The 18,626-nt window shown below is 70.1% G+C and carries 24 protein-coding genes; 8 read left to right on the top strand and 16 right to left on the bottom strand.

Annotated features, from left to right (window positions below):
- Nucleotides 1-9: 9 nt before the first annotated feature.
- From J7500_RS02610 to J7500_RS02585, 6 genes are all read left to right on the top strand, one after another.
- Nucleotides 10-243, top strand: coding sequence for a zinc-finger domain-containing protein (locus J7500_RS02610; protein ID WP_294059795.1), 234 nt, complete (start codon nt 10-12; stop codon nt 241-243).
- Between the two features lie 18 nt (nt 244-261).
- Nucleotides 262-1,689 (top strand): metalloprotease TldD, encoded by a 1,428-nt coding sequence (gene tldD, locus J7500_RS02605; protein WP_294059792.1) that lies wholly within the window; start codon nt 262-264, stop codon nt 1,687-1,689.
- Complete coding sequence (locus J7500_RS02600) at nt 1,689-2,504, top strand: arylamine N-acetyltransferase (protein ID WP_294059790.1); 816 nt, start codon at nt 1,689-1,691, stop codon at nt 2,502-2,504. The genes tldD and J7500_RS02600 overlap by 1 nt, the downstream gene beginning before the upstream one ends.
- On the top strand, nt 2,504-2,707 hold the full coding sequence (locus tag J7500_RS02595; protein WP_294059789.1) for a DUF2007 domain-containing protein: 204 nt from the start codon (nt 2,504-2,506) through the stop codon (nt 2,705-2,707). Before J7500_RS02600 ends, J7500_RS02595 begins: the two co-directional genes overlap by 1 nt.
- A 147-nt stretch (nt 2,708-2,854) precedes the next feature.
- Nucleotides 2,855-3,193, top strand: coding sequence for a P-II family nitrogen regulator (locus J7500_RS02590; protein ID WP_294059787.1), 339 nt, complete (start codon nt 2,855-2,857; stop codon nt 3,191-3,193).
- Between the two features lie 11 nt (nt 3,194-3,204).
- A complete protein-coding gene (locus J7500_RS02585) occupies nt 3,205-4,629 on the top strand; it encodes an ammonium transporter (RefSeq protein WP_294059784.1) in 1,425 nt (474 codons plus the stop codon).
- A gap of 90 nt (nt 4,630-4,719) precedes the next feature.
- On the opposite strand, the gene J7500_RS02580 is transcribed toward J7500_RS02585, so the two are convergent.
- The 10 genes from J7500_RS02580 to rarD all read right to left on the bottom strand — a co-directional run bounded on the left by J7500_RS02580 (nt 4,720) and on the right by rarD (nt 11,616).
- Complete coding sequence (locus tag J7500_RS02580; protein ID WP_294059782.1) at nt 4,720-6,303, bottom strand: GMC family oxidoreductase; 1,584 nt, start codon at nt 6,301-6,303, stop codon at nt 4,720-4,722.
- A complete protein-coding gene (locus tag J7500_RS02575) occupies nt 6,237-7,199 on the bottom strand; it encodes a sterol desaturase family protein (RefSeq protein ID WP_294059780.1) in 963 nt (320 codons plus the stop codon). Before J7500_RS02575 ends, J7500_RS02580 begins: the two co-directional genes overlap by 67 nt.
- Nucleotides 7,200-7,439: 240 nt before the next feature.
- On the bottom strand, nt 7,440-7,802 hold the full coding sequence (locus J7500_RS02570; RefSeq protein ID WP_294059778.1) for a hypothetical protein: 363 nt from the start codon (nt 7,800-7,802) through the stop codon (nt 7,440-7,442).
- Nucleotides 7,799-8,323, bottom strand: coding sequence for a hypothetical protein (locus tag J7500_RS02565; RefSeq protein ID WP_294059776.1), 525 nt, complete (start codon nt 8,321-8,323; stop codon nt 7,799-7,801). The genes J7500_RS02570 and J7500_RS02565 overlap by 4 nt, the downstream gene beginning before the upstream one ends.
- Complete coding sequence (locus J7500_RS02560) at nt 8,320-8,751, bottom strand: TIGR01244 family sulfur transferase (protein WP_294059773.1); 432 nt, start codon at nt 8,749-8,751, stop codon at nt 8,320-8,322. Before J7500_RS02560 ends, J7500_RS02565 begins: the two co-directional genes overlap by 4 nt.
- Nucleotides 8,752-8,761: 10 nt before the next feature.
- Nucleotides 8,762-9,310, bottom strand: coding sequence for an SRPBCC family protein (locus J7500_RS02555; RefSeq protein ID WP_294059771.1), 549 nt, complete (start codon nt 9,308-9,310; stop codon nt 8,762-8,764).
- On the bottom strand, nt 9,303-9,755 hold the full coding sequence (locus J7500_RS02550) for an SRPBCC domain-containing protein (RefSeq protein WP_294059768.1): 453 nt from the start codon (nt 9,753-9,755) through the stop codon (nt 9,303-9,305). The genes J7500_RS02555 and J7500_RS02550 overlap by 8 nt, the downstream gene beginning before the upstream one ends.
- Nucleotides 9,752-10,147 (bottom strand): VOC family protein, encoded by a 396-nt coding sequence (locus J7500_RS02545; protein ID WP_294059766.1) that lies wholly within the window; start codon nt 10,145-10,147, stop codon nt 9,752-9,754. The genes J7500_RS02550 and J7500_RS02545 overlap by 4 nt, the downstream gene beginning before the upstream one ends.
- Entirely contained in the window at nt 10,144-10,473 is a 330-nt protein-coding gene (locus J7500_RS02540) for a helix-turn-helix transcriptional regulator (RefSeq protein WP_294059764.1), read from the bottom strand. The genes J7500_RS02545 and J7500_RS02540 overlap by 4 nt, the downstream gene beginning before the upstream one ends.
- A 243-nt stretch (nt 10,474-10,716) precedes the next feature.
- Complete coding sequence (rarD, locus tag J7500_RS02535; RefSeq protein ID WP_294059763.1) at nt 10,717-11,616, bottom strand: EamA family transporter RarD; 900 nt, start codon at nt 11,614-11,616, stop codon at nt 10,717-10,719.
- 125 nt (nt 11,617-11,741) lie between these two features.
- On the opposite strand from rarD, the gene J7500_RS02530 reads away from it, so the two are divergent.
- On the top strand, nt 11,742-12,680 hold the full coding sequence (locus J7500_RS02530; protein ID WP_294059761.1) for a hypothetical protein: 939 nt from the start codon (nt 11,742-11,744) through the stop codon (nt 12,678-12,680).
- A gap of 4 nt (nt 12,681-12,684) precedes the next feature.
- On the opposite strand, the gene J7500_RS02525 is transcribed toward J7500_RS02530, so the two are convergent.
- Nucleotides 12,685-12,981 (bottom strand): YciI-like protein, encoded by a 297-nt coding sequence (locus J7500_RS02525; RefSeq protein ID WP_294059758.1) that lies wholly within the window; start codon nt 12,979-12,981, stop codon nt 12,685-12,687.
- Nucleotides 12,982-13,056: 75 nt separating this feature from the next.
- Between J7500_RS02525 and J7500_RS02520 the strand changes: the two genes are divergently transcribed.
- Nucleotides 13,057-13,596, top strand: a complete 540-nt coding sequence (locus J7500_RS02520; protein WP_294059755.1) for a biotin transporter BioY — start codon at nt 13,057-13,059, stop codon at nt 13,594-13,596.
- Nucleotides 13,597-13,650: 54 nt separating this feature from the next.
- Here J7500_RS02520 and J7500_RS02515 read toward each other — a convergent pair whose 3' ends face one another.
- Genes J7500_RS02515 through J7500_RS02495 form a run of 5 tightly spaced genes read right to left on the bottom strand, consistent with a single transcriptional unit; the run spans nt 13,651 to nt 18,583 of the window.
- The gene (locus J7500_RS02515) at nt 13,651-14,478 is read right to left on the bottom strand and encodes a protein phosphatase 2C domain-containing protein (protein ID WP_294059754.1); all 828 of its coding nucleotides are present in this window, start codon (nt 14,476-14,478) and stop codon (nt 13,651-13,653) included.
- 10 nt (nt 14,479-14,488) lie between these two features.
- On the bottom strand, nt 14,489-14,959 hold the full coding sequence (locus tag J7500_RS02510; protein ID WP_294059752.1) for a GNAT family N-acetyltransferase: 471 nt from the start codon (nt 14,957-14,959) through the stop codon (nt 14,489-14,491).
- 14 nt (nt 14,960-14,973) lie between these two features.
- Complete coding sequence (locus tag J7500_RS02505) at nt 14,974-16,281, bottom strand: dihydrolipoamide acetyltransferase family protein (protein WP_294059751.1); 1,308 nt, start codon at nt 16,279-16,281, stop codon at nt 14,974-14,976.
- A gap of 5 nt (nt 16,282-16,286) precedes the next feature.
- Complete coding sequence (locus J7500_RS02500) at nt 16,287-17,291, bottom strand: alpha-ketoacid dehydrogenase subunit beta (protein ID WP_294060660.1); 1,005 nt, start codon at nt 17,289-17,291, stop codon at nt 16,287-16,289.
- A 26-nt stretch (nt 17,292-17,317) separates the two neighbouring features.
- Nucleotides 17,318-18,583 carry a 3-methyl-2-oxobutanoate dehydrogenase (2-methylpropanoyl-transferring) subunit alpha gene (locus J7500_RS02495; protein WP_294059748.1) on the bottom strand — a complete coding sequence of 422 codons (1,266 nt, stop codon included), beginning with the start codon at nt 18,581-18,583 and terminating at the stop codon, nt 17,318-17,320.
- Between the last annotated feature and the right edge of the window lie 43 nt (nt 18,584-18,626).

Raw genomic sequence — 18,626 nt, 5'->3', positions numbered from 1 at the left:
GCGCGTCTCATGACCGCGCCCCTGCCCGAGATCATCCGCACTTCCCACGCCCGCGTGTCCTGCGACGGCACCGGCCCCGGCCTGCCCGCCGCGCTCGGCCATCCGCGCGTGTTCCTGCAGATCGACGAGCACGGCTATGTCGATTGCGGCTATTGCGACCGCCGCTTCGTGCTGATCGGCGGCCCCGCGGACGGCGCCGACCAGAGCCAGCTGCCCGATCACCCGGCTGGCGCGAGCGTCTAACCTGCCTATATCTGTGGGATGACGATTCCCACCGATCCGCGCAGTTTCCTCTACCGCGACAGCCTCGATCCCGAGACGGCGGCGAAGCTGACCGCAGAAGCCCTGGGCCGCGCCGAGGACGGCGAGCTCTATCTCCAGTATCGCAAGACCGAGGCGTTCGGCTTCGACGACGGCCGGCTCAAGACCGCTTCGTTCGACACGCATTCAGGCTTCGGGCTGCGCGCGGTCTCGGGCGAGACCACGGCCTTTGCCCATGCCAATGAGATCACCCCCCAGGCGATCCGGCGTGCCGCCGAGACGATGGCGCTGATCGATCCGGCGAAGCAGGGCAAGGCGCCGCCGCCGCAGGGCAGCAACCGTCACCTCTATACCGACGCCGATCCGCTCGACCTCGTGCTCTTCGCCGACAAGGTGAATTTGTGCCAGACGATCGACGCCGCGGCGCGCGCGCGCGATCCGCGCGTCGTGCAGGTCTCGGTCGGGCTCACCGGCCAGTGGAGCGTGGTCGAGGTGGTCCGGCCCGACGGCTTCATCGCCACCGACGTGCGGCCGCTGGTGCGCTTGAACGTCTCGATCGTCGTCGAGGCGAACGGGCGGCGCGAGACCGGAAGCTTCGGCACCGGCGGGCGCACGCTTTATGACCGGCTCTTCCAGCCCGAGACCTGGAACCGCGCGATCGACGAGGCGCTCGCCCAGGCGCTGGTCAATCTCGACGCGATCGACGCACCCGCGGGCGACATGCCCGTGCTGTGCGGCCCCGGCTGGCCCGGCGTGCTGCTCCACGAAGCGGTCGGCCATGGGCTGGAGGGCGACTTCAACCGCAAGGGCACCAGCGCCTTCTCCGGCCGGATCGGCGAGCGCGTCGCGGCGCCCGGGGTGACCGTGGTCGACGACGGCTCGATCCTCGACCGCCGCGGCTCGCTGTCGATCGACGACGAAGGCACGCCGACGCGCGAGACGGTGCTGATCGAGGACGGCATTCTCAAGGGCTATATGCAGGACCGCCTCAATGCCCGCCTGATGGGCGCCGAGCCCACCGGCAACGGCCGCCGCGAGAGCTTCCAGCACGCCCCCATGCCGCGCATGACCAACACCTTCATGAAGGGCGGCCAGGACGACCCCGCGGAATTGCTCACACGCGTAAGGAAAGGGATTTTTGCCAAAAGCTTCGGCGGCGGCCAGGTCGACATCGTCTCGGGCAAGTTCGTCTTCTCGTGCACCGAGGCCTATATGATCGAAAACGGCAAGCTCGGCGCGCCGATCAAGGGCGCGACGCTGATCGGCGACGGTCCCTCGGTGCTGACGAAGGTGACCGGCATTGGCAACGACTTCGCGCTCGACGAAGGTATCGGTATGTGCGGCAAGGGCGGCCAGTCCGTGCCCGCCGGCGTGGGCCAGCCTACGCTGCTGGTCGAGGGGCTGACGGTGGGCGGGACCGCGGCCTGATGCTCGGCGATGCCGACGTCTCCGCCTATTTTGCGCGCACCGGCTATGCGGGCGAGCCCACGCCCGATCGCGCGACGCTGGCCGAGCTGGTGCTGCGCCACACCCTGGCGATTCCGTTCGAGAATTTCGATCCGCTGCTTGGCCGCCCAGTGCGGCTGGAGCCCGACGCACTGATCGCGAAGCTCGTGCACGGACGCCGCGGCGGCTATTGCTTCGAGCAGAACGGACTCTTCTGGCGCGTGCTGGAGGCGATCGGCTTCCGCGTGACGCCGCTCGCCGCGCGTGTGCTGTGGAACATGGATGAGGACGCGGTCACGCCCCGGAGCCACATGCTGCTGCGCGTCGATCTGCCCGAGCGACCGGTGATCGTCGACGTCGGTTTCGGCGGCGCAGTGCTTACCGGTGTGCTCGACCTGGTGACGGACGTCGAGCAGGAAACGCCGCACGAGCCCTTCCGCCTGATCGAGCACGGCGGCGAATGGCGGCTCCAGATCCTAATCGGCGACGACTGGCGGACCTGCTACCGCTTCGACCTGCATCCGCAGCTCGCGATCGACTTCGAGCCGGTCAACTGGTGGGTCTCGACCAGTCCCGCATCGCACTTCACCCAAGGCGTGACCTGCGCGCGCGTCCTTCCGGAGGGGCGGCTGGCGGTGCGCAGCGGGCTGTTCACCCGGTATGGCCGCGATGGCAGCTTCGAGCGCCGCGAAGTGGATGAGCCCGAAGCATTCTGCGACATCCTCAGCGAAGAAATGGGGCTGGAGCTGCCCGACCGCGCTGCGCTGATCGCGCGGCTGGGCGTGATGGCGGCCTGATGGCACTCGTCGAACTCGGCCGCTTCGACCGGCAGCACGCCTTCATCATCCAGTCTAGGCTCGAGGCCGAGGACATTCCCAGCTTCGTGTTCGACGCCGGCGCGAGCATCGCCGACGGCAGCTGGCTGCTGATCCCGGTTCGCGTGATGGTGGACGACGAGGACCTAGAGGCGGCCCGCGCATTGCTGGACGATACTGCCTGATTTTTGAGCAGACCTTCACGTCTGCGTAAAAATTTGCACCTCCGTAACGGTCGCGCCTCGCTCCCCCTTAGAGATATTCGCGATTCCGGCGTCTGGCACGGCGCTTGCTGATCGCTCCCTCGGGACAACCGCCAATGAGGGGGCGAAATGAAACTCATCATCGCCATCATAAAACCGTTCAAGCTGGACGAGGTCCGCGAGGCGCTGACGCAGGTCGGCGTCACCGGCATGACCGTGTCCGAAGTGAAGGGCTTCGGCCGCCAGAAGGGCCAGACCGAGATCTACCGCGGCGCCGAGTACAGCACCAACATGGTGCCGAAGATCAAGATCGAGGTCGCGGTCGGCTCCGATCTCGCGGACCGTGCCGTGGAGGCGATCCAGGCCGCCGCGAGCACCGGCGCGATCGGGGACGGCAAGATTTTCGTCCTCGATATGGGCCAGGCGGTGCGGATCCGCACCGGCGAGACCAACGAGACTGCGCTGTGAAGGGGGTCGAGATGAAGCTAGCCAAGACTTTAGCCGCGGGCGGCGCGCTCGCGGCATTTGCCGCGCTGCCCGCATGGGCGCAGGACGCCGCGCCCGCCGCTGCGGCGACGGTGACGCCGGATGCCTCGATGGTGAACAAGGGCGATGTCGCCTGGATGCTGGTGTCGGCGGCGCTCGTGCTGATGATGTCGGTGCCCGGCCTCGCGCTCTTCTATGGCGGCCTGGTGCGCACCAAGAACATGCTGTCGGTGCTGATGCAGGTGCTGACGATCGTCTGCGTCGCCGCGCTCGTCTGGGTCGGCTGGGGCTATTCGATGGCGTTCACCGCCGGTTCGGGCGGGCTCGCGCCGTTCGTCGGGGGCTTCTCCAAGATCTTCCTCAAGGGCGTCGACGCGACGACCTTCGCGGCGACCTTCACGAACGGCGTCTATCTGCCCGAGCTGGTGTTCGTCGTGTTCCAGCTGACCTTCGCGGCGATCACCCCGGCGCTGATCGTCGGCGCCTTCGCCGAGCGGGTGAAGTTCTGGCCGCTGATCATCTTCGTCGTGGCGTGGCTGACGATCGTCTATTTCCCGATCGCGCACATGGTCTGGTACTGGGCCGGCCCGGACTTCCTGCCGGCGAACCCGACCGACGCGGGCTTCCTGTGGGGCAAGGGCGCGCTCGACTTCGCGGGCGGCACCGTGGTGCACATCAATGCCGGCATCGCGGGCCTGGTGGGCTGCCTCGTGATCGGCAAGCGCATCGGCTACAAGAGCGAGCCGATGGCGCCGCACAGCCTGGTGATGACCATGATCGGCGCCTCGCTGCTGTGGGTGGGCTGGTTCGGCTTCAACGCGGGCTCGAACCTCGAAGCCAACGGCCTTGCGGGCCTGGCCTTCATCAACACGCTGGTCGCCACGGCGGCGGCGGGCCTGACCTGGGCGCTGATCGAGCAGATCGTGCACAAAAAGTCCTCGCTGCTCGGCGCGGCTTCGGGCGTCGTCGCCGGCCTGGTCGCGATTACTCCGGCGGCGGGCTTCGCCTCACCGGCGACGTCGATCCTGCTCGGCGCAGTGGCGACGGTGGTCTGCTTCTTCTTCGTGACCACGGTGAAGAACAAGTTCGGCTATGACGACTCGCTCGACGTGTTCGGCGTCCACTGCGTGGGCGGCATCATCGGCGCGATCGGCACCGGCGTGGTCGCGGACCCGGCGCTCGGCGGCCAGGGCTTCTTCGACTACACCAAGCTGCCGGCGGTTCCCGGCACCTACGACATGGGCGCGCAGATCGTGACCCAGATCACGGCAGTGGGCGTCACGCTCTTCTGGTCGGGCCTGGTCTCGGCGGCGCTGTTCCTGGCGCTCAAGCACACGGTCGGGCTGCGGCCGAGCGCGGAAGTGGAGGTCGAAGGCCTCGACATCAACGCGCACGGCGAGCGCGCCTACAACTACTGACGAGCTTGGGACGCCGCGCGAGAGCGGGGCGTCCCTCACCGCGTTCCTCCTGCGGACGCACTGGGCCGGTGGTCTCCACCGGCCCTTTTTTTATGCGGCGAGCTCGTCGCGGATGAAGGCGGCGCAGCGCTCGCCGATCATGATCGTGGGCGCGTTGGTGTTGCCGCCGATCAGGCGCGGCATCACCGAGGCGTCGGCGATGTAGAGGCCGTCGACGCCGCGGACGCGGAGCCGGGGATCGCAGACCGCCTGCGCGTCCGCGCCCATGCGGGCGGTGCCGACCGGGTGGTAGACAGTGTCCGAGCGGACGCGGAGCAGCGCCTCGAGCGCTTCGTCGTCGGCGAGGTCGACGGGGTAGCGGTCGCGCGGTTCGAAGGCGGCCATCGCGGGTGCCTCGAGGATACGGTACATGGCGCGCACGCCGCGCTTGAGCACGTCCATGTCGTGCGGGTCGCCCAGGAAATCGGGGTCGATCAGCGGTGCGTCGGTCACCTGAGGCGACTGGAGGCGCACCGTGCCGCGGCTCTCGGGCCGGAGCACGCAGGCGTGGCACGAATAGCCGTGCGCCTTGACCGCGGCGCGGCCATGGTCCTCGACGATCGCCACGACGAAATGGAGCTGGACGTCAGGGCGTTCGTCCGCCGGATCGGTGCGCAGGAAGCCGCCGGCCTCGGCAAAGGGCGAGGTCATGCCGCCGCTGCGCGTGAGCAGCCAGCGCGCCATCGCGCCCATCGACTTGAGCGTGCCGCCGAGCGAGCGGCCGAGGAAGGGGGCGCCCGCGGTCTCGAAGGCGGCGACATAGTCGATATGGTCCTGCAGGTCGGCGCCGACGGCGGGGCGGTCGATCCGCACCTCCAGCCCCATGTCCCTGAGGTGCTGTGCCGGGCCGATGCCCGAGAGCATCAGCAGCTGCGGCGTCTGGAAGGCGCCGGCGGCGAGCACGACGCGATCGGCGCGGATCTCGCGCCTCTCGCCGCCCTGGACATAGGCGACGCCGACGGCGCGGCCGCCGTCGAACAGGATGCGCTCGGCCACGGCGTCGCAGAGGATCGCGAGATTGTCGCGGGGCTGGACGGGCAGATAGGCGCGGGCGGCGGTCCAGCGCTCGCCGTTCCTCTGGGTCACCTGATAGAGGCCGACGCCCTCCTGCCGGGTGCCGTTGAAGTCAGCGTTGAGGGGGATCTGGAGCGATTCGGCGGCGCGGAGGAAGGCGTGCGCGCCGGGGTTGGCGAAGCGCTGGTCGCTGACCCAGAGCGGGCCGGCATCGCCGTGGAAGGCATCGGCGCCGCGGACATTGTGCTCGCTCACCCTGAACCAGGGAAGCACGTCGTCCCAGCCCCAGCCGGTGCAGCCGAGATCGCGCCACTGGTCGTAATCGGCAGGATGGCCGCGGATATAGAGCATCGCGTTGATCGCGCTCGACCCGCCAAGCCCCCGGCCGCGGGGCTGATAGCCGCGCCGGCCGGCGAGGCCGCGCTGGGGCACCGTTTCGAAGCGCCAGTTGGTCGCCTCCCCCTGGAAGGGCATCATGCCGGGCATGATGGTCTTGAGCCCGGTGTTGCGCCCGCCCGCCTCGAGCAGCGCGACGCGCGTGCGGCCGTCCTCGCTCAGGCGGCCTGCGACGGCGCTCCCGCCCGATCCTCCGCCGATGACGACGATGTCGGCTTGTTCCACGCACCCTCCCGCTGCTGCCGCGCCTGCCAGCGCGCCTTGATCGTCTCGGACGTGTCCCGGCTGCCGTCGTGGCTCCAGCCGGGCGGCCGGATCATATAGTCGAGCCGCGCGCGCCAGGTCGGTGCCGCCGCGACGTCGCGCGCGATGCCGATCCATTCGTGGAAGGCCGCCCAGAGCAGGTTGAAGCTGCCGAGGTTCTTGACGATGCCGTAGCGGGGCTTGTCGTCGTCGCGTTCGGGCTCGAAGGTGCCGAAGAGCTTGTCCCAGACGATGAAGACGCCGGCATAGTTGCGGTCGAGGTAGCGCGCATTGGTCGCGTGATGGACGCGGTGGTGCGAGGGGGTGTTCATCACCGCCTCGAACCAGCGCGGCATGCGGCCGATCACTTCGGTGTGGATCCAGAACTGGTAGATCAGGTTGAGCCCCGCGACGAAGAAGACCATCGCCGGCGGGAAGCCGATCAGGAACAGCGGAAGGCGGAAGAGGAAGTTGAAGCTGACGAAGCCGGTCCAGGTCTGCCGGAGCGCGGTCGAGAGATTATAGTGCTGGCTCGAATGATGGATGACGTGGCTCGCCCAGAACCAGCGGACGCGGTGCGAGGCGCGGTGGAAGACGTAATAGGCGAGGTCGTCGAGCACGAAGGCGAGGGCGAACCAGTACCAGCCCCAGCCGATGTCGAAGAGGCGATACTGCCAGACCCAGCTCGCCATGGCGAAGACGAGCCCGCCCGAGAGCAGCCCCGCGACGGTGCTGCCGAGCCCGAGGCCGAGCGACGTCAGCGTGTCGCGCGGGCAATAGCGGCGCCGGTCCTTGGCCCAGGCGACGATCATCTCGGCGAGCACCAGCAGCACAAAGGCCGGGACCGCGTAATCGACGGGGTTGGGCAAATGGGGCATCGGCCCTTGCTTACCGCACTGTAAGTAGCGTGTCACGCAAGGCAAAGGTCACACCAGGGTCACACTGTCACGGTGGTCTGGCGCGGGTGATTTGGCGCGGTGTTTGGCAGCGCGCGAACACACCACGCAGCCTGAAAGCGTTTTCGTTGCGAGTGCTGTCGACTTGTCAAAGAGCGGCGGCCGATCGGCAGCACGCCGACCTGAGCAGCCGAAATCCTACATTGCAAGCGGCTGTGCGCCTCAGCGAGAGACCCCCGCCGCGCCCCGCACCAGCACGTCGCCGAAGCGGCGCTCGCCGCTGGCCACCAGCAGGCCGTCGGGAGTCGGGTGCACCGCGGTGGCGGCCAAGCGGCGGACGGCGACCTGCGTGCCGTGCTGCTTGAGCAGGGCGAGGCTGCCGTCGCGACCGTGGACGAGCGCGGCCTGGCCGTCGCTGCCGACGATCGCGCGCTCGGCCTCGAAGCCCGAGAGCTGCGCCTCGGCCTCACGGATCGCCGCGGCCTCACCCTCGATCGCGCCGCCGCCGAGCCGGAGCAGCCGGGCGGCGAGCGCCAGCAGCAGGATCGCGGCGAGCGAGCCGAGGAAGAGGGTGAGCTGGTTCATTGCGCCGGGACCGGCGCGCGCTCAGCGACCGGAGCGCCACGGGCCCAATCGGCGACGCGCTGGTCGGCACGCTGGAGCGCGGCGAGCACCGGTTGCGTCTCCGCGTCACGGCACCCGCGGTCGAAGTCGAGCCTGGCGTCGGGCCCGGTCGCGCGGTGCCAGCGGACCTCGCCATAGGGGAAATCGGTGACTCGCTGCGTGCAGGGCAGCTGCTGGCCGGCGCGGCGTTCGGCCTGGCCGAGCAGCGCCGCGATTTCGGCGAAGCCGGTCGCGCCCGCATCGAAGCGCCGGGTGACCAGCTCGCGGGCGTCGAAGACCCCGGGCTCGGGCAGCGTCAGGCTGCCCTTGCCGTCCGCGCCGATCGACCAGCGCGACATGGGGCGGCCCCACGAACGCAACTCCATTTCGATCCGGTCGGGCGCCGGGGCAGCGGCGGGGCGTGCCATAGCGGCCGGGTCGGCGCAGGCTGCCGGCACGGCGAGCGCGAGCAGCGCCGCGCAGCGGACCAGGCGCGGGTTCACGCCCGTCCGGAAAGCGAATCGAGCAGCGGGCGGATGCCGGAAATATCGTAGCCCGCGCCCGCCGCCTTGGCGGTGAGCTCGGCCGGGTCGCCGCCGCGGCTCGCCTGAGCGAGCGCCCAGAGGTTGCACGAGCGCGTGCCCGAGCGGCAATAGGCGAGCACCGGGCCGCCGGCGCTCTCGAGCGCATCGGCCATCGCTTCGACCATGTCGGCCGAGAAGCCGGCGTGGGTGACGGGGATCGCGGTATAGGCGAGCCCGGCAGCCTCGGCCGCGCGGCGGACCGCATCGCCCTCGGGCTGGCTGAACTCCTCGCCGTCGGGGCGGTTGTTGACGATCGCCCGGAAGCCCGCGGCGGCGAGGCCGGGGACGTCCTGGGGGTCGATCTGCGGGGCGACGCTGACGCTGTCGTCGATCTTGCGGATGGTCATGGCGCGCAGCTTACACGCCTGATGCCGGATTGGGGAGACGATCGAGCGCGGCCTTCACTTCGGCCTCCGACCGCGCGTGGAGCGCCCAGAAATCGGGGATGCCGCGCCCGGCGAGCCGCGCCTGCAACACCGCGAGATGCGAATTCCAGCCGGCGCCGAAATTGGCCATCGGCGCGGGGCCGGTGATGCCGCTGTGGGTGAGGACGAGCCGGGTGCGATCGCCTTCGGCGAACAGCTCGAAGCGCGCGACGCCCTCGGTGCCGCCCACCCAGCTGAAGGCGAGGACGTGCGGCGGATCGAACTCGACCACGCGCTCCTCGCCGCGCGCACCTTTCCATTTGGCATAGGGTTCGGGGTAGGGAACGTCCCCGTCCGAGAGATTGTCGTGATCGAAGACGAGCTGGACGGCGCCGCCGACGCGGGGCTCGATCGCGCCCTCGGCGAACCAGGTCCTGCGCAGATCGGACTCGGCGAGATAGCGCCACACCGTCTCGATCGGCGCGTCGAGCAGGCGTTCCATCCGGATCGTGTCGGGCGCGGTGCGTTCGAAATCAGCCATGATCGGTCTCCAGGGTGCGGCCGAGCGTATCGAGGATCATCGTCCAGCCGTTGCGGACGGGCTCGGCATAATCGGCCCATTTGGGCGGGATCTCGTGCGTCAGGGTGAGGCGGCAGCCGCCCGGCGCCTCGGCGATCTCGACGGTGACCTGCGACCATTCGCCCTCCTCGGTTCCGGGGCCGCGGAACAGGAAGACGAGGCGGCGGGGGCGATCGATCTCGACGAAGCGGCCGTGGTGCTCGGCATCGCCCTCCGCCCGGCGATCGACGAACAGGAAGCTGCCGCCGACGCGCGGATCGAGATCGGCGCGGACCATCTCGCCGCCGGGGGTGGCGAAGAGGAAGCGGCGCGCGACCGTTGGATCGAGCCAGGCGTCGAACACGCGCTCGGGCGGGGCGGCGAGGCTGCGCTCGACGCGGACCACTGCGGGGGCCGCGGTGCTCATTGCAGCTCCAATTGCCAGGAGACGCCGAAGCGATCGTTCACCCAGCCGAACTTGCGGCTCCAGCCGTAATTGTCCGCGGGCATCAGCACGCCGCCGCCTTCGGAGAGCGCGGCGAACAGCCGGTCGAACTCGGCCTCGTCGGCGCAATCGACGAAGAAGGAGAAGGAGGGCGTGAAGTCGAAGCCGTGGCGGATGAAGCTGTCGTGCGCCATCACCGGCTGGCCCGCGATCGTGACCAGCGCGCGCAGCACCGTGCCCTCGGGGCCGGGGCCCTGGGGGCCGAAAAGCTCGAGCCTGTCGATGCGGCTGTCGGGGACGGTCTCGACATAGAAGCGCAGCGCCTCCTCGGCGCGGCCGCCCTGGAACATCAGGAAGGGCTTCATGCTGGTCATTGGTCCTCCTCCTTCTTGGCGACGAGCGTCTCGAGCGCGTCGAGGCGCACCGTCCAGAACTGCTCCCATTGGCGGAGCCATTGCCCGACCTCGGCGAAGGAGGCGGGTTCGAGCCGGCAGAGCTGGGTGCGGCCCGACTTGCGGCGCGCGACCAGCCCGGCGCCTTCGAGCACCTTCACATGCTTGGCGGCGCCGGCGAACGACATGTCGAACGGCTCGGCGAGCGCGCCAACCGACTTCTCGCCGAGCGCGAGCTGCGCGAGCATGCCGCGCCGAGTCGGGTCCGAAAGCGCGTGGAAAACCGCGTCGAGTCTATGTTCAACCATCTGGTTGAATTTAGCGGGCGGTGTCGGAACGTTCAACCTGTTGGTTGAATAATTTTTGGCGGGATTCCGCCATTCCCTGTCCGAGGGTGGCTCCGGAAGTGGACACGAAACGCGGTTTTCAGCGTTTTCCGTCCCCGCCAGGAATTCGGCGAGCGTCCGCTCCGCCCGGTCGATCGCGCCGGGGTCATAGGGTCCGCGCAGGCGAGGGAATCGGGCCATGGCGCGAGCAGAGCAGGCGAAATCCTATTTTGGAAGGGCCCTCGACATGCGCGCGGCGCGCAGGCTGTCGAGCGCGTAGAGCGCGCAGCCGGTCCAGATCAGCGCGAAGGTGACGACATGGACCAGCCCGACGGGCTCGTCGAAGAAGAGCACGGCCTGGGCGAACTGGAAGCTGGGGGCGATATATTGGAGCAGGCCGAGCGTCGCGAGCGGCAGCCGGCGCGCGGCGGCGGCGAACATCAGCAGCGGCGCGGTAGTGACCGGGCCGGCGAGCATCAGCAGCAGGTCGAGCCGCGTCGACTGGCCGAAGGCGCCCTCTCCGGCATGGCCGGCCTGGACGAGCAGCGCGAGCGCGATGGGCGCGAGCAGCAGCGTCTCGACCGTGAGGCCGCCGAGCGCGTCGATCGCGGCGACCTTGCGGACGAGGCCGTAGAGGCCGAAGCTGAGCGCGAGCGCGAGGCTGATCCACAGCGCGCCGCCGCCGCTGACGGCGAGGATCGCGACGCCGGCGGCGGCGACCGCGATCGCGACGCCCTGGAGCCGCCGCAGCCGCTCGCCGAGCACCGCCATGCCGAGCGCGACATTGACCAGCGGATTGATGAAATAGCCGAGGCTCGCCTCGAGCACATGATGGTGCTGGACCGCCCAGATGTAGACCAGCCAGTTGATCGCGATCAGCGAGGCGCTGGCGACGAGCAGCAACAAGGTGCGCCCGCGCGCCGCCTGGAGGATCGGCCGCGCGCGGCGCAGCGCCACGATCACCAGCGCGAGGAGCAGCACCGACCAGAGCACGCGATGCGCGAGCACCTGGAGCGCCGGGACCTGCTGGAGCAAGTGGATGTAGAGCGGCAGCACGCCCCAGAGCGCATAGGCGGCGGCGCCGAGCAGGAGACCGGCGCGGCCGGGGGAGGCGGAGGACTGCATGGCTCCCGCTAGAGCCCAAGCGCGGCGAGCGGGCAAGCGAGCAAGGCTTTAGACGGGCGAAGCTGCAGGGCTTGCGTCGCGTTGCGGCGCGGCTAACCTGCCGCGACAAACAGGGGGCAGGTTCAATGGAAGACATCGAAGACGGCGCGGGGGCGCCGTTCGGACATCCCGTGGTGGCGACGCTTGCGGGCGCGGCAGTGCTCGTGGTCGGCGCGCTGCTGGCGCCGATGCTCGTGCCGCAGCAGCCGCTGGGGCTGTTGCTCGGGGTGGGCGCGGGCGTGGCGGTGCTGCTCTGGGCGATCGGCTATGTCGTGACGACGCGCCATGCCGGGGCGGCATGGAAGGCGGGATCGCTCGGGCTGCTCGTTGCGGCGGGCGCGGGATCGGCGATGATCGCGCATGCGCAGTACGAGACGCACGCGCGCGCAGATGCGAGCAGCTTCGCCGAAGTCGAGTTCGGACCCGGCGGCGCGGCGCAGATGCCCGCGGGCGCGGCGGCGCGCGGTCCGCTCTCCAGGCTGTTCGCCGAGAGCGTCGCGGCCGATGCGCAGGCGCAGCGCGACTTCGGCGCCGAGATGGCGAAGCTGGGGGTGGGCAATCTCTCGAGCCCCTATCTGCTCGGGCTCGATCCCAAGGTGCTGTCGCATTGCGAGGCGGTGGACGCGCTGGAGGCGACGGCGCGCGCGCAGGCCGATGCCCGGGCGGCGCGCGGCAAGGCGATGGCCGATGCGCTGGCCGCGGCCCGGCTCTCGGACAAGGCCAAGCAGGGGATCGCGGCGATGGCAGGCGCGCAGGGCGACGCGCTGCTCGCCAACCAACGCGCGCTGATCGGCGCGACCGGCGAGCTGTGCCGGCTGCTCGCCAGGCGCGGCTGGACCAACAACGGCGGCTATTTCGGATTCGCGAGCGGCGCGGACGCCGCCAGGTTCCGCGCGCTCACCCAGCGCCAGGCGGCGATCGCGGCCGAGGGCGCGCAGATCGCGCGCGCGGCGCAGCAACGGATGGCCTCGGGCCGCGACACGGTGCGCGACGTGCTCAGCCGCTCGATCTTCTCGGGGGGCTGAGCGTTCAGCCGGGGCGGACCGGGGTGGCGGCGTGCTCGCCGACGACGGTGGCCCAGGGCTGGACGCGCCACGCGGTGACGAGGCCGTTGGCGACATAGGGATCGGCTTCGGCGAAGGCGCGCGCGGCGTCGGCATCGGTGAAGAGGAGCAGCGCCGATTCGACCGGGTCGCCGACCGCGCCGCCGAGCAGCAGCGTGCCGCGTTCGGCCGCGGCCCAGGCGAGCGCGAGATGCGCGTCGCGGAAGGCGGGGCGGCGCTCGAGATAGTCGGCGGCGAGCGTGTAGTGGAGCAGATGGTGCATGGGCCGAGGCTAATGCGGGGCGATCCGCGCGCCAAGGCGGATTGCCTTGGCCGGCGGGGACTCTAGGAAGCAGCCATGCGCATCCTCCAATGGCTGTTGACGACCGCCGCCGCGATCGGGCTGCTTGCCTTCGCTTCCCGCATCCAGATCCCCGCGCCGGCGCCGCTGGCCGCGGTGCCGATCACGCTCCAGACGCTGGCGGTGACGCTTGCGGGCGCGCTGCTCGGCTGGCGGCAGGGCGGGCTCGCCGTGGTGCTCTGGCTGGTGTGCGGCGCGGCGGGGCTGCCGGTGCTCGCGGGCGGCGGCGCGGGGCTGGCGAAATTCTGGGGCGAGGGCGCGGGCTATCTCTATGCCTTCCCCTTCGCCGCGGCGGCGACCGGCGCGCTGTTCGGCGCGGGCTGGGGAAGGAGTTGGCCGCTGGCGATCGGGGCGATGGCGATCGGCAATGCGCTGTGCCTTGCCGGCGGCGCTGCGTGGGTCGGCTGGCATTCGAACGTCGCGCACGCCTGGGCGGCGGGGGTGCAGCCCTTCCTGATTGGCGCGGCGGTCAAGTCGGTCGTCGGCGGGCTGGCGATGCGCTGGCTCGCGGCCAATGGGTTCCGAACGCCGGCCTGACCGGATTGGCTCAACCCTTCTGCCTCCCCTCCCTTTCTGAAGGGGAATCCTGGGTCAGGCGATGCGGAGCCAGAGGGCGGTAGCGTCGTCGGAGATCTTGAAGCGCGGGAAGCGGGTGCAGGTGTCGTCGGCGTTCTCGATTTTGCGGAGTGCAGTGGCGAGCGGGGCGAGGCCCTGGCGGGGGAGCGCGTCCATCAGCGCCGCGGCGTCATAGGCGCCATAGCTGTCGACCAGCGCGGCGAAGCCGTCGGTCATCAGCAGCAACTCGTCGCCGGGCGCGCAGGGAACGCGCTGGGTATCGGCGCGTTCGGTCGAGCCCTCGACGCCGAGCACCTGGAGCAGGCCGGGCCGCTCGCGCGAGGCGCGCAGGGTCTCGATCAGCGGATCGTCGCGGCCCTTGATCGTGCCGAGCCCATAGTCGGCGAAATCGCGCGCGAGCTGAGTCTCGCGGTCGCGCTCGACCGGCGGGCGGCCGAGGCGGATGACGCTGCCGTCGGTGCGGCGGAGCAGCCCGGCGCAATCGCCGAGCCAGCCGCATTCGAGCGCATCCTCGTCGAGCCGGGCGACAAGCAGCGCGGCGATGGGAAGCTCCCAGCGGCCGAGCGGCGCGCGGGCGCGGGCGGCGACGAAGCAATCGGCGATTCGCAGCGCGAGCATCTGCAGCATGGCCTCGACCGGCGCGTCGGCGGCGCAGGCGAGCTCGGCGTTGGCCTGGTCGGCGAGCCAGGCGGCGCCGCCGCGTGGGCCGACCAGCCCGGGCGGGCCGAGGTCGGTCGCGCCGTCGATCACCCAGGCGAGCCGGTCGCGGCTGCCGGTACGATCGTCGTTGGGAATGCCGGAGCTGCCGGCGAGGCTGAGCGACTGGATCAGGTCGAAGCGCATGGGCGCTCCCTTAGCAGGCTCGGGCGGGGCGGACCATGTAGCGCGCGCCTGGGCCATAGCTGGCGAGCTTGGCGCGCAGCTCGGGGCTCTCGCGCGGCTCGAAGCCCTGCGCCTGCCAGAAGGCGGCGGAATCGTTGACCGAGACGAGGCCGATCGGCGCGTCGATGCGGTCGAACAGCAGCGCCACGCCCGCGCCGGCCTGGCCCTGCCCGCGGGCCTCCGGCAGGAGCGCGAGGTCGTGGAGGTACCAGGCGGTGCGTGCCTCGGGCAGGCCGCCGAGCAGCGTGTCGAGCGGCGGGACCGCCTCGAGCGGCCAGGGATAGGCGATCAGATAGCCGGCGACGCCTTCGGGTGCTTCGAGGACGAAGCAGGTTTCGGGCGCGAGCGCGAGCCGCTCGGCGAAGCAGGCGCGGCCCTCGGGATGGTCGGGGAAGGCGATGCGGGCGACCGCGACGACGCCGTCGAGGTCGTCCGTGCGCATCGCCCGCCAGCGCATCAGTCGGCGAACAGCAGCACGGGGGTTTCGAGCAGCTTCTTGAGCGCCTGGACGAAGCTCGCCGCGTCCCAGCCGTCGACGACACGGTGGTCGCAGCTGATCGAGAGGTTCATCAGCTTGGCGCGGACGATGTCGTCGCCGTGGAAGACCGGGCGCTCGACGATCTTGTTGGGACCGATGATCGCGACTTCGGGGCGGTTGATCACCGGCGTGGTGGCGATGCCGCCGAGGGGCCCGAGCGACGTGACGGTGAGGGTGGAGCCGCTGAGCTCCTCACTCTTCGCCTTGCCGGTGCGCGCGGCCTCGGCGAGGCGGGTGATCTCGGCCGCGAGCTGCCAGACGTTGCGGTCCTGCGCGTCGCGGATGACGGGGACCATCAGCCCGGCATCGGTCTGGGTCGCCATGCCGAGATGGACGCGGCCGTGGCGCGTGACCACCCCGGCCTCGTCGTCGTAGCGCGCGTTGATCATCGGGAAATCGGGGATGGTCCGGCAGATCGCGACGATCAGGAAGGGGAGCATCGTCAGCTTGGGGCGATTGCCGCGGTTGGCGTTCAAGTCACCGCGCATCGCCTCGAGCGCGGTGACGTCGATTTCCTCGACATAGGTGAAGTGCGGGATGGCGCGCTTGGAGGCGGCCATGTTCTCGGCGATGCGGCGGCGCATGCCGATGACCTTGACGGGCTCGTCGTCGCGGGCGCGGCTGGCGTGCGGGGGCTGGTAGCCCTGGGCGCTGCCGTAGCGGAGATATGCGTCGAGATCGGCGTGGCGGACGTGGTTGCCGTCGGCCTTTACCGCGGCGAGGTCGATGCCGAGGTCACGCGCGCGGGCGCGGACCGCGGGGGAGGCGAGGATCTTGTTCTCCTGCGCTCCCCCTCCCGCTTGCGGGAGGGGGCTGGGGGGTGGGCCCCCGCTCTCCACGAGGTCATCGCTCGCTGCAGCCGGGGGCCCACCCCCGGCCCCTCCCGCAAGCGGGAGGGGAGCGCTGGGGGTGGGGTCGCGCGCTTCTTCTGCGCCCGGGTTCTCGGCTTCGACCTGCTCCTCGACCTCCTCGGCCGCACCTTCTTCCTCGGTCTCGATCACCATCAGCGCCGAGCCGATCGCGACCTGGTCGCCGACTTCGCCTGCCAGCTCGAGCACAACGCCCGACACCGGCGATTCCATTTCGACGGTGGCCTTGTCGGTCATCATGTCGGCGACCTGCTGGTCCTCCGACACCTTGTCGCCGACCTTGACGTGCCAGGCGACGATCTCGGCCTCGGCGATGCCTTCGCCGATGTCGGGGAGGCGGAACGTGAAACGAGCCATGCCGGTCAGTCCTTCAGGATCTTCTTGAGGGCCTCGCCGATGCGCACGGGCCCGGGAAAATAGGCCCATTCGAGGCTGTGGGGATAGGGCGTGTCGAAGCCGGTGACGCGCTCGATCGGCGCTTCGAGATGGTAGAAGCAGCGTTCCTGGACGAGCGCGGAGAGCTCGGCGCCGAAGCCCGAGGTGCGCGTCGCCTCATGGACGATCAGACAGCGGCCGGTCTTCCTGACCGAGGCCTCGATCGCCTCGATGTCGAGCGGCACCAGCGTGCGCAGGTCGATGATCTCGGCGTCGATGCCCAGCTCCTCGACCGTGGTCGCGACGACATGGACCATCGTGCCGTAGCAGAGGATGGTCACGGCCTCGCCCGGGCGGACCGTGGCGGCCTTGCCCAGCTCGACGCGGTAATAGCCGCCGGGCACCTCGGCGCCGGGATGGTCAGCCCAGGTCTTGGCGGGGCGATCATAATGGCCGTGGAAGGGGCCGTTGTAGATGCGCTTGGGCTCGAGGAAGAGGACGGGGTCGTTGTCCTCGATCGCGGCGATCAGCAGGCCCTTGGCGTCATAGGGCGTCGAGGGGATCACCGTCTTGATGCCCGAGACATGGGTGAAGATGCCCTCGGGCGACTGCGAGTGGGTCTGGCCGCCGAAGATGCCGCCGCCATAGGGCGAGCGCACGGTGATCGGCGCGATGAAGTCCGCCGCCGAGCGATAGCGCAGCCGCGCGGCCTCGGAGACGAGCTGGTCGAGCGCGGGGTAGATATAGTCGGCGAACTGGATCTCGGGGACCGGGCGCAGGCCGTAGGCGCCCATGCCGATCGCGACGCCGATGATGCCGATCTCGGTGATCGGCGTGTCGAAGGCGCGGGTCTTGCCGTATTTGGCCTGGAGCCCGGCGGTCGCTCGGAACACGCCGCCGAAATAGCCGACATCCTCGCCCATCACGACGACGTTGGAGTCGCGCTCCATCATCACGTCCATGGCCGAGTTGATCGCCTGGATCATGTTCATGCGGGTGGTGGTCACCGTCTCGTCGCTCACAGCCCGGCCGCCTTCTGCTCGTCGAGCATCTGCTGCTGCTGTTCCTTGAGGTGCCAGGGGATCTGCTCGAACACCCCTTCGAACATGCTCTCGAAGGGCTGGTGGAGGCCGTGGCCGAGGATGCCGTTCTTCTCGGCTTCCTTCTGCGCGCGCTTCACTTCCTCGGCGCATTCGAGGTCCATCGCGGCGTGGCGTTCCTCGTCCCATTCGCCGAGCGCGATCAGGTGGTCCTTGAGCCGGCGGATCGGGTCGCCGAGCGGCCAGGCATTGGGCTCGCCCGCCGAGCGGTACGCCGTGGGGTCATCGGACGTGGAGTGGCCCTCGGCGCGATAAGTGAAATGCTCGATCAGTGTCGGGCCCTGGTTGGTGCGCGCGCGCTCGGCGGCCCAGAGCGTGGCGGCATAGACCGCGAGCGGATCGTTGCCGTCGACGCGGAGCCCGGCGATGCCATAGCCGACGGCGCGCGCGGCGAAGGTGGTCGCCTCGGCGCCGGCGAAGCCCGAGAAGCTCGAGATCGCCCATTGGTTGTTGACGACGTTGAGGATGACCGGCGCCTTGTAGACGGTGGCGAAGGTCATCGCCGAGTGGAAGTCGCCCTCCGCGGTCGAGCCTTCGCCGCACCAGGTGGCGGCGATGCGCGTGTCGCCCTTGGCCGCGCTCGCCATCGCCCAGCCGACCGCCTGGGGATATTGGGTCGCGAGGTTGCCCGAGATCGAGAAGAAGCCGAACGCCTTCGCCGAATACATGATCGGCAGCTGGCGGCCCTGCAGCGGATCGCCCTTGTTCGAATAGATCTGGTTCATCATCTGCACGAGCGGATAGCCGCGCGTGATGAGGATGCCCTGCTGGCGATAGCTGGGGAAGCACATGTCGTCGGCGGCGAGCGCCATCGCGGCGGCGACCGAGACGGCCTCCTCGCCGGTCGACTTCATGTAGAAGCTGGTCTTGCCCTGGCGCTGGGCGCGGAACATGCGCTCGTCGAAGGCGCGGGTGAGCGCCATGCTGCGAAGCATCTTCCGCAGCGCATCGGGGTCGAGCCGCGGGTTCCACGGGCCGACCGCCTGGCCTGCGTCGTCGAGCACGCGGACCAGAGTATAGGCGAGGTCGCGGAAGGCTGCGGCGGGTTCGGCAGTGTCTGGGCGGCGCGCCGAGCCGGCGGGCGGCACGTCGACATCGCTGAAGTCGGCGGTGTCGCCGGGGCGGAAACGAGGCTCCGGCACGTGCAGCGAGAGCGGGCGCAGGTTGGCGCGCGGGGCGTCCATGGTCTCTCCGGATTGCGAACCGAGTCGTCCCGGAGAACGCACG

Source organism: Sphingomonas sp., assembly GCF_017744835.1.
GTDB lineage: Bacteria > Pseudomonadota > Alphaproteobacteria > Sphingomonadales > Sphingomonadaceae > Sphingomonas.
This window is presented reverse-complemented; position numbering and strand designations above follow the sequence as displayed.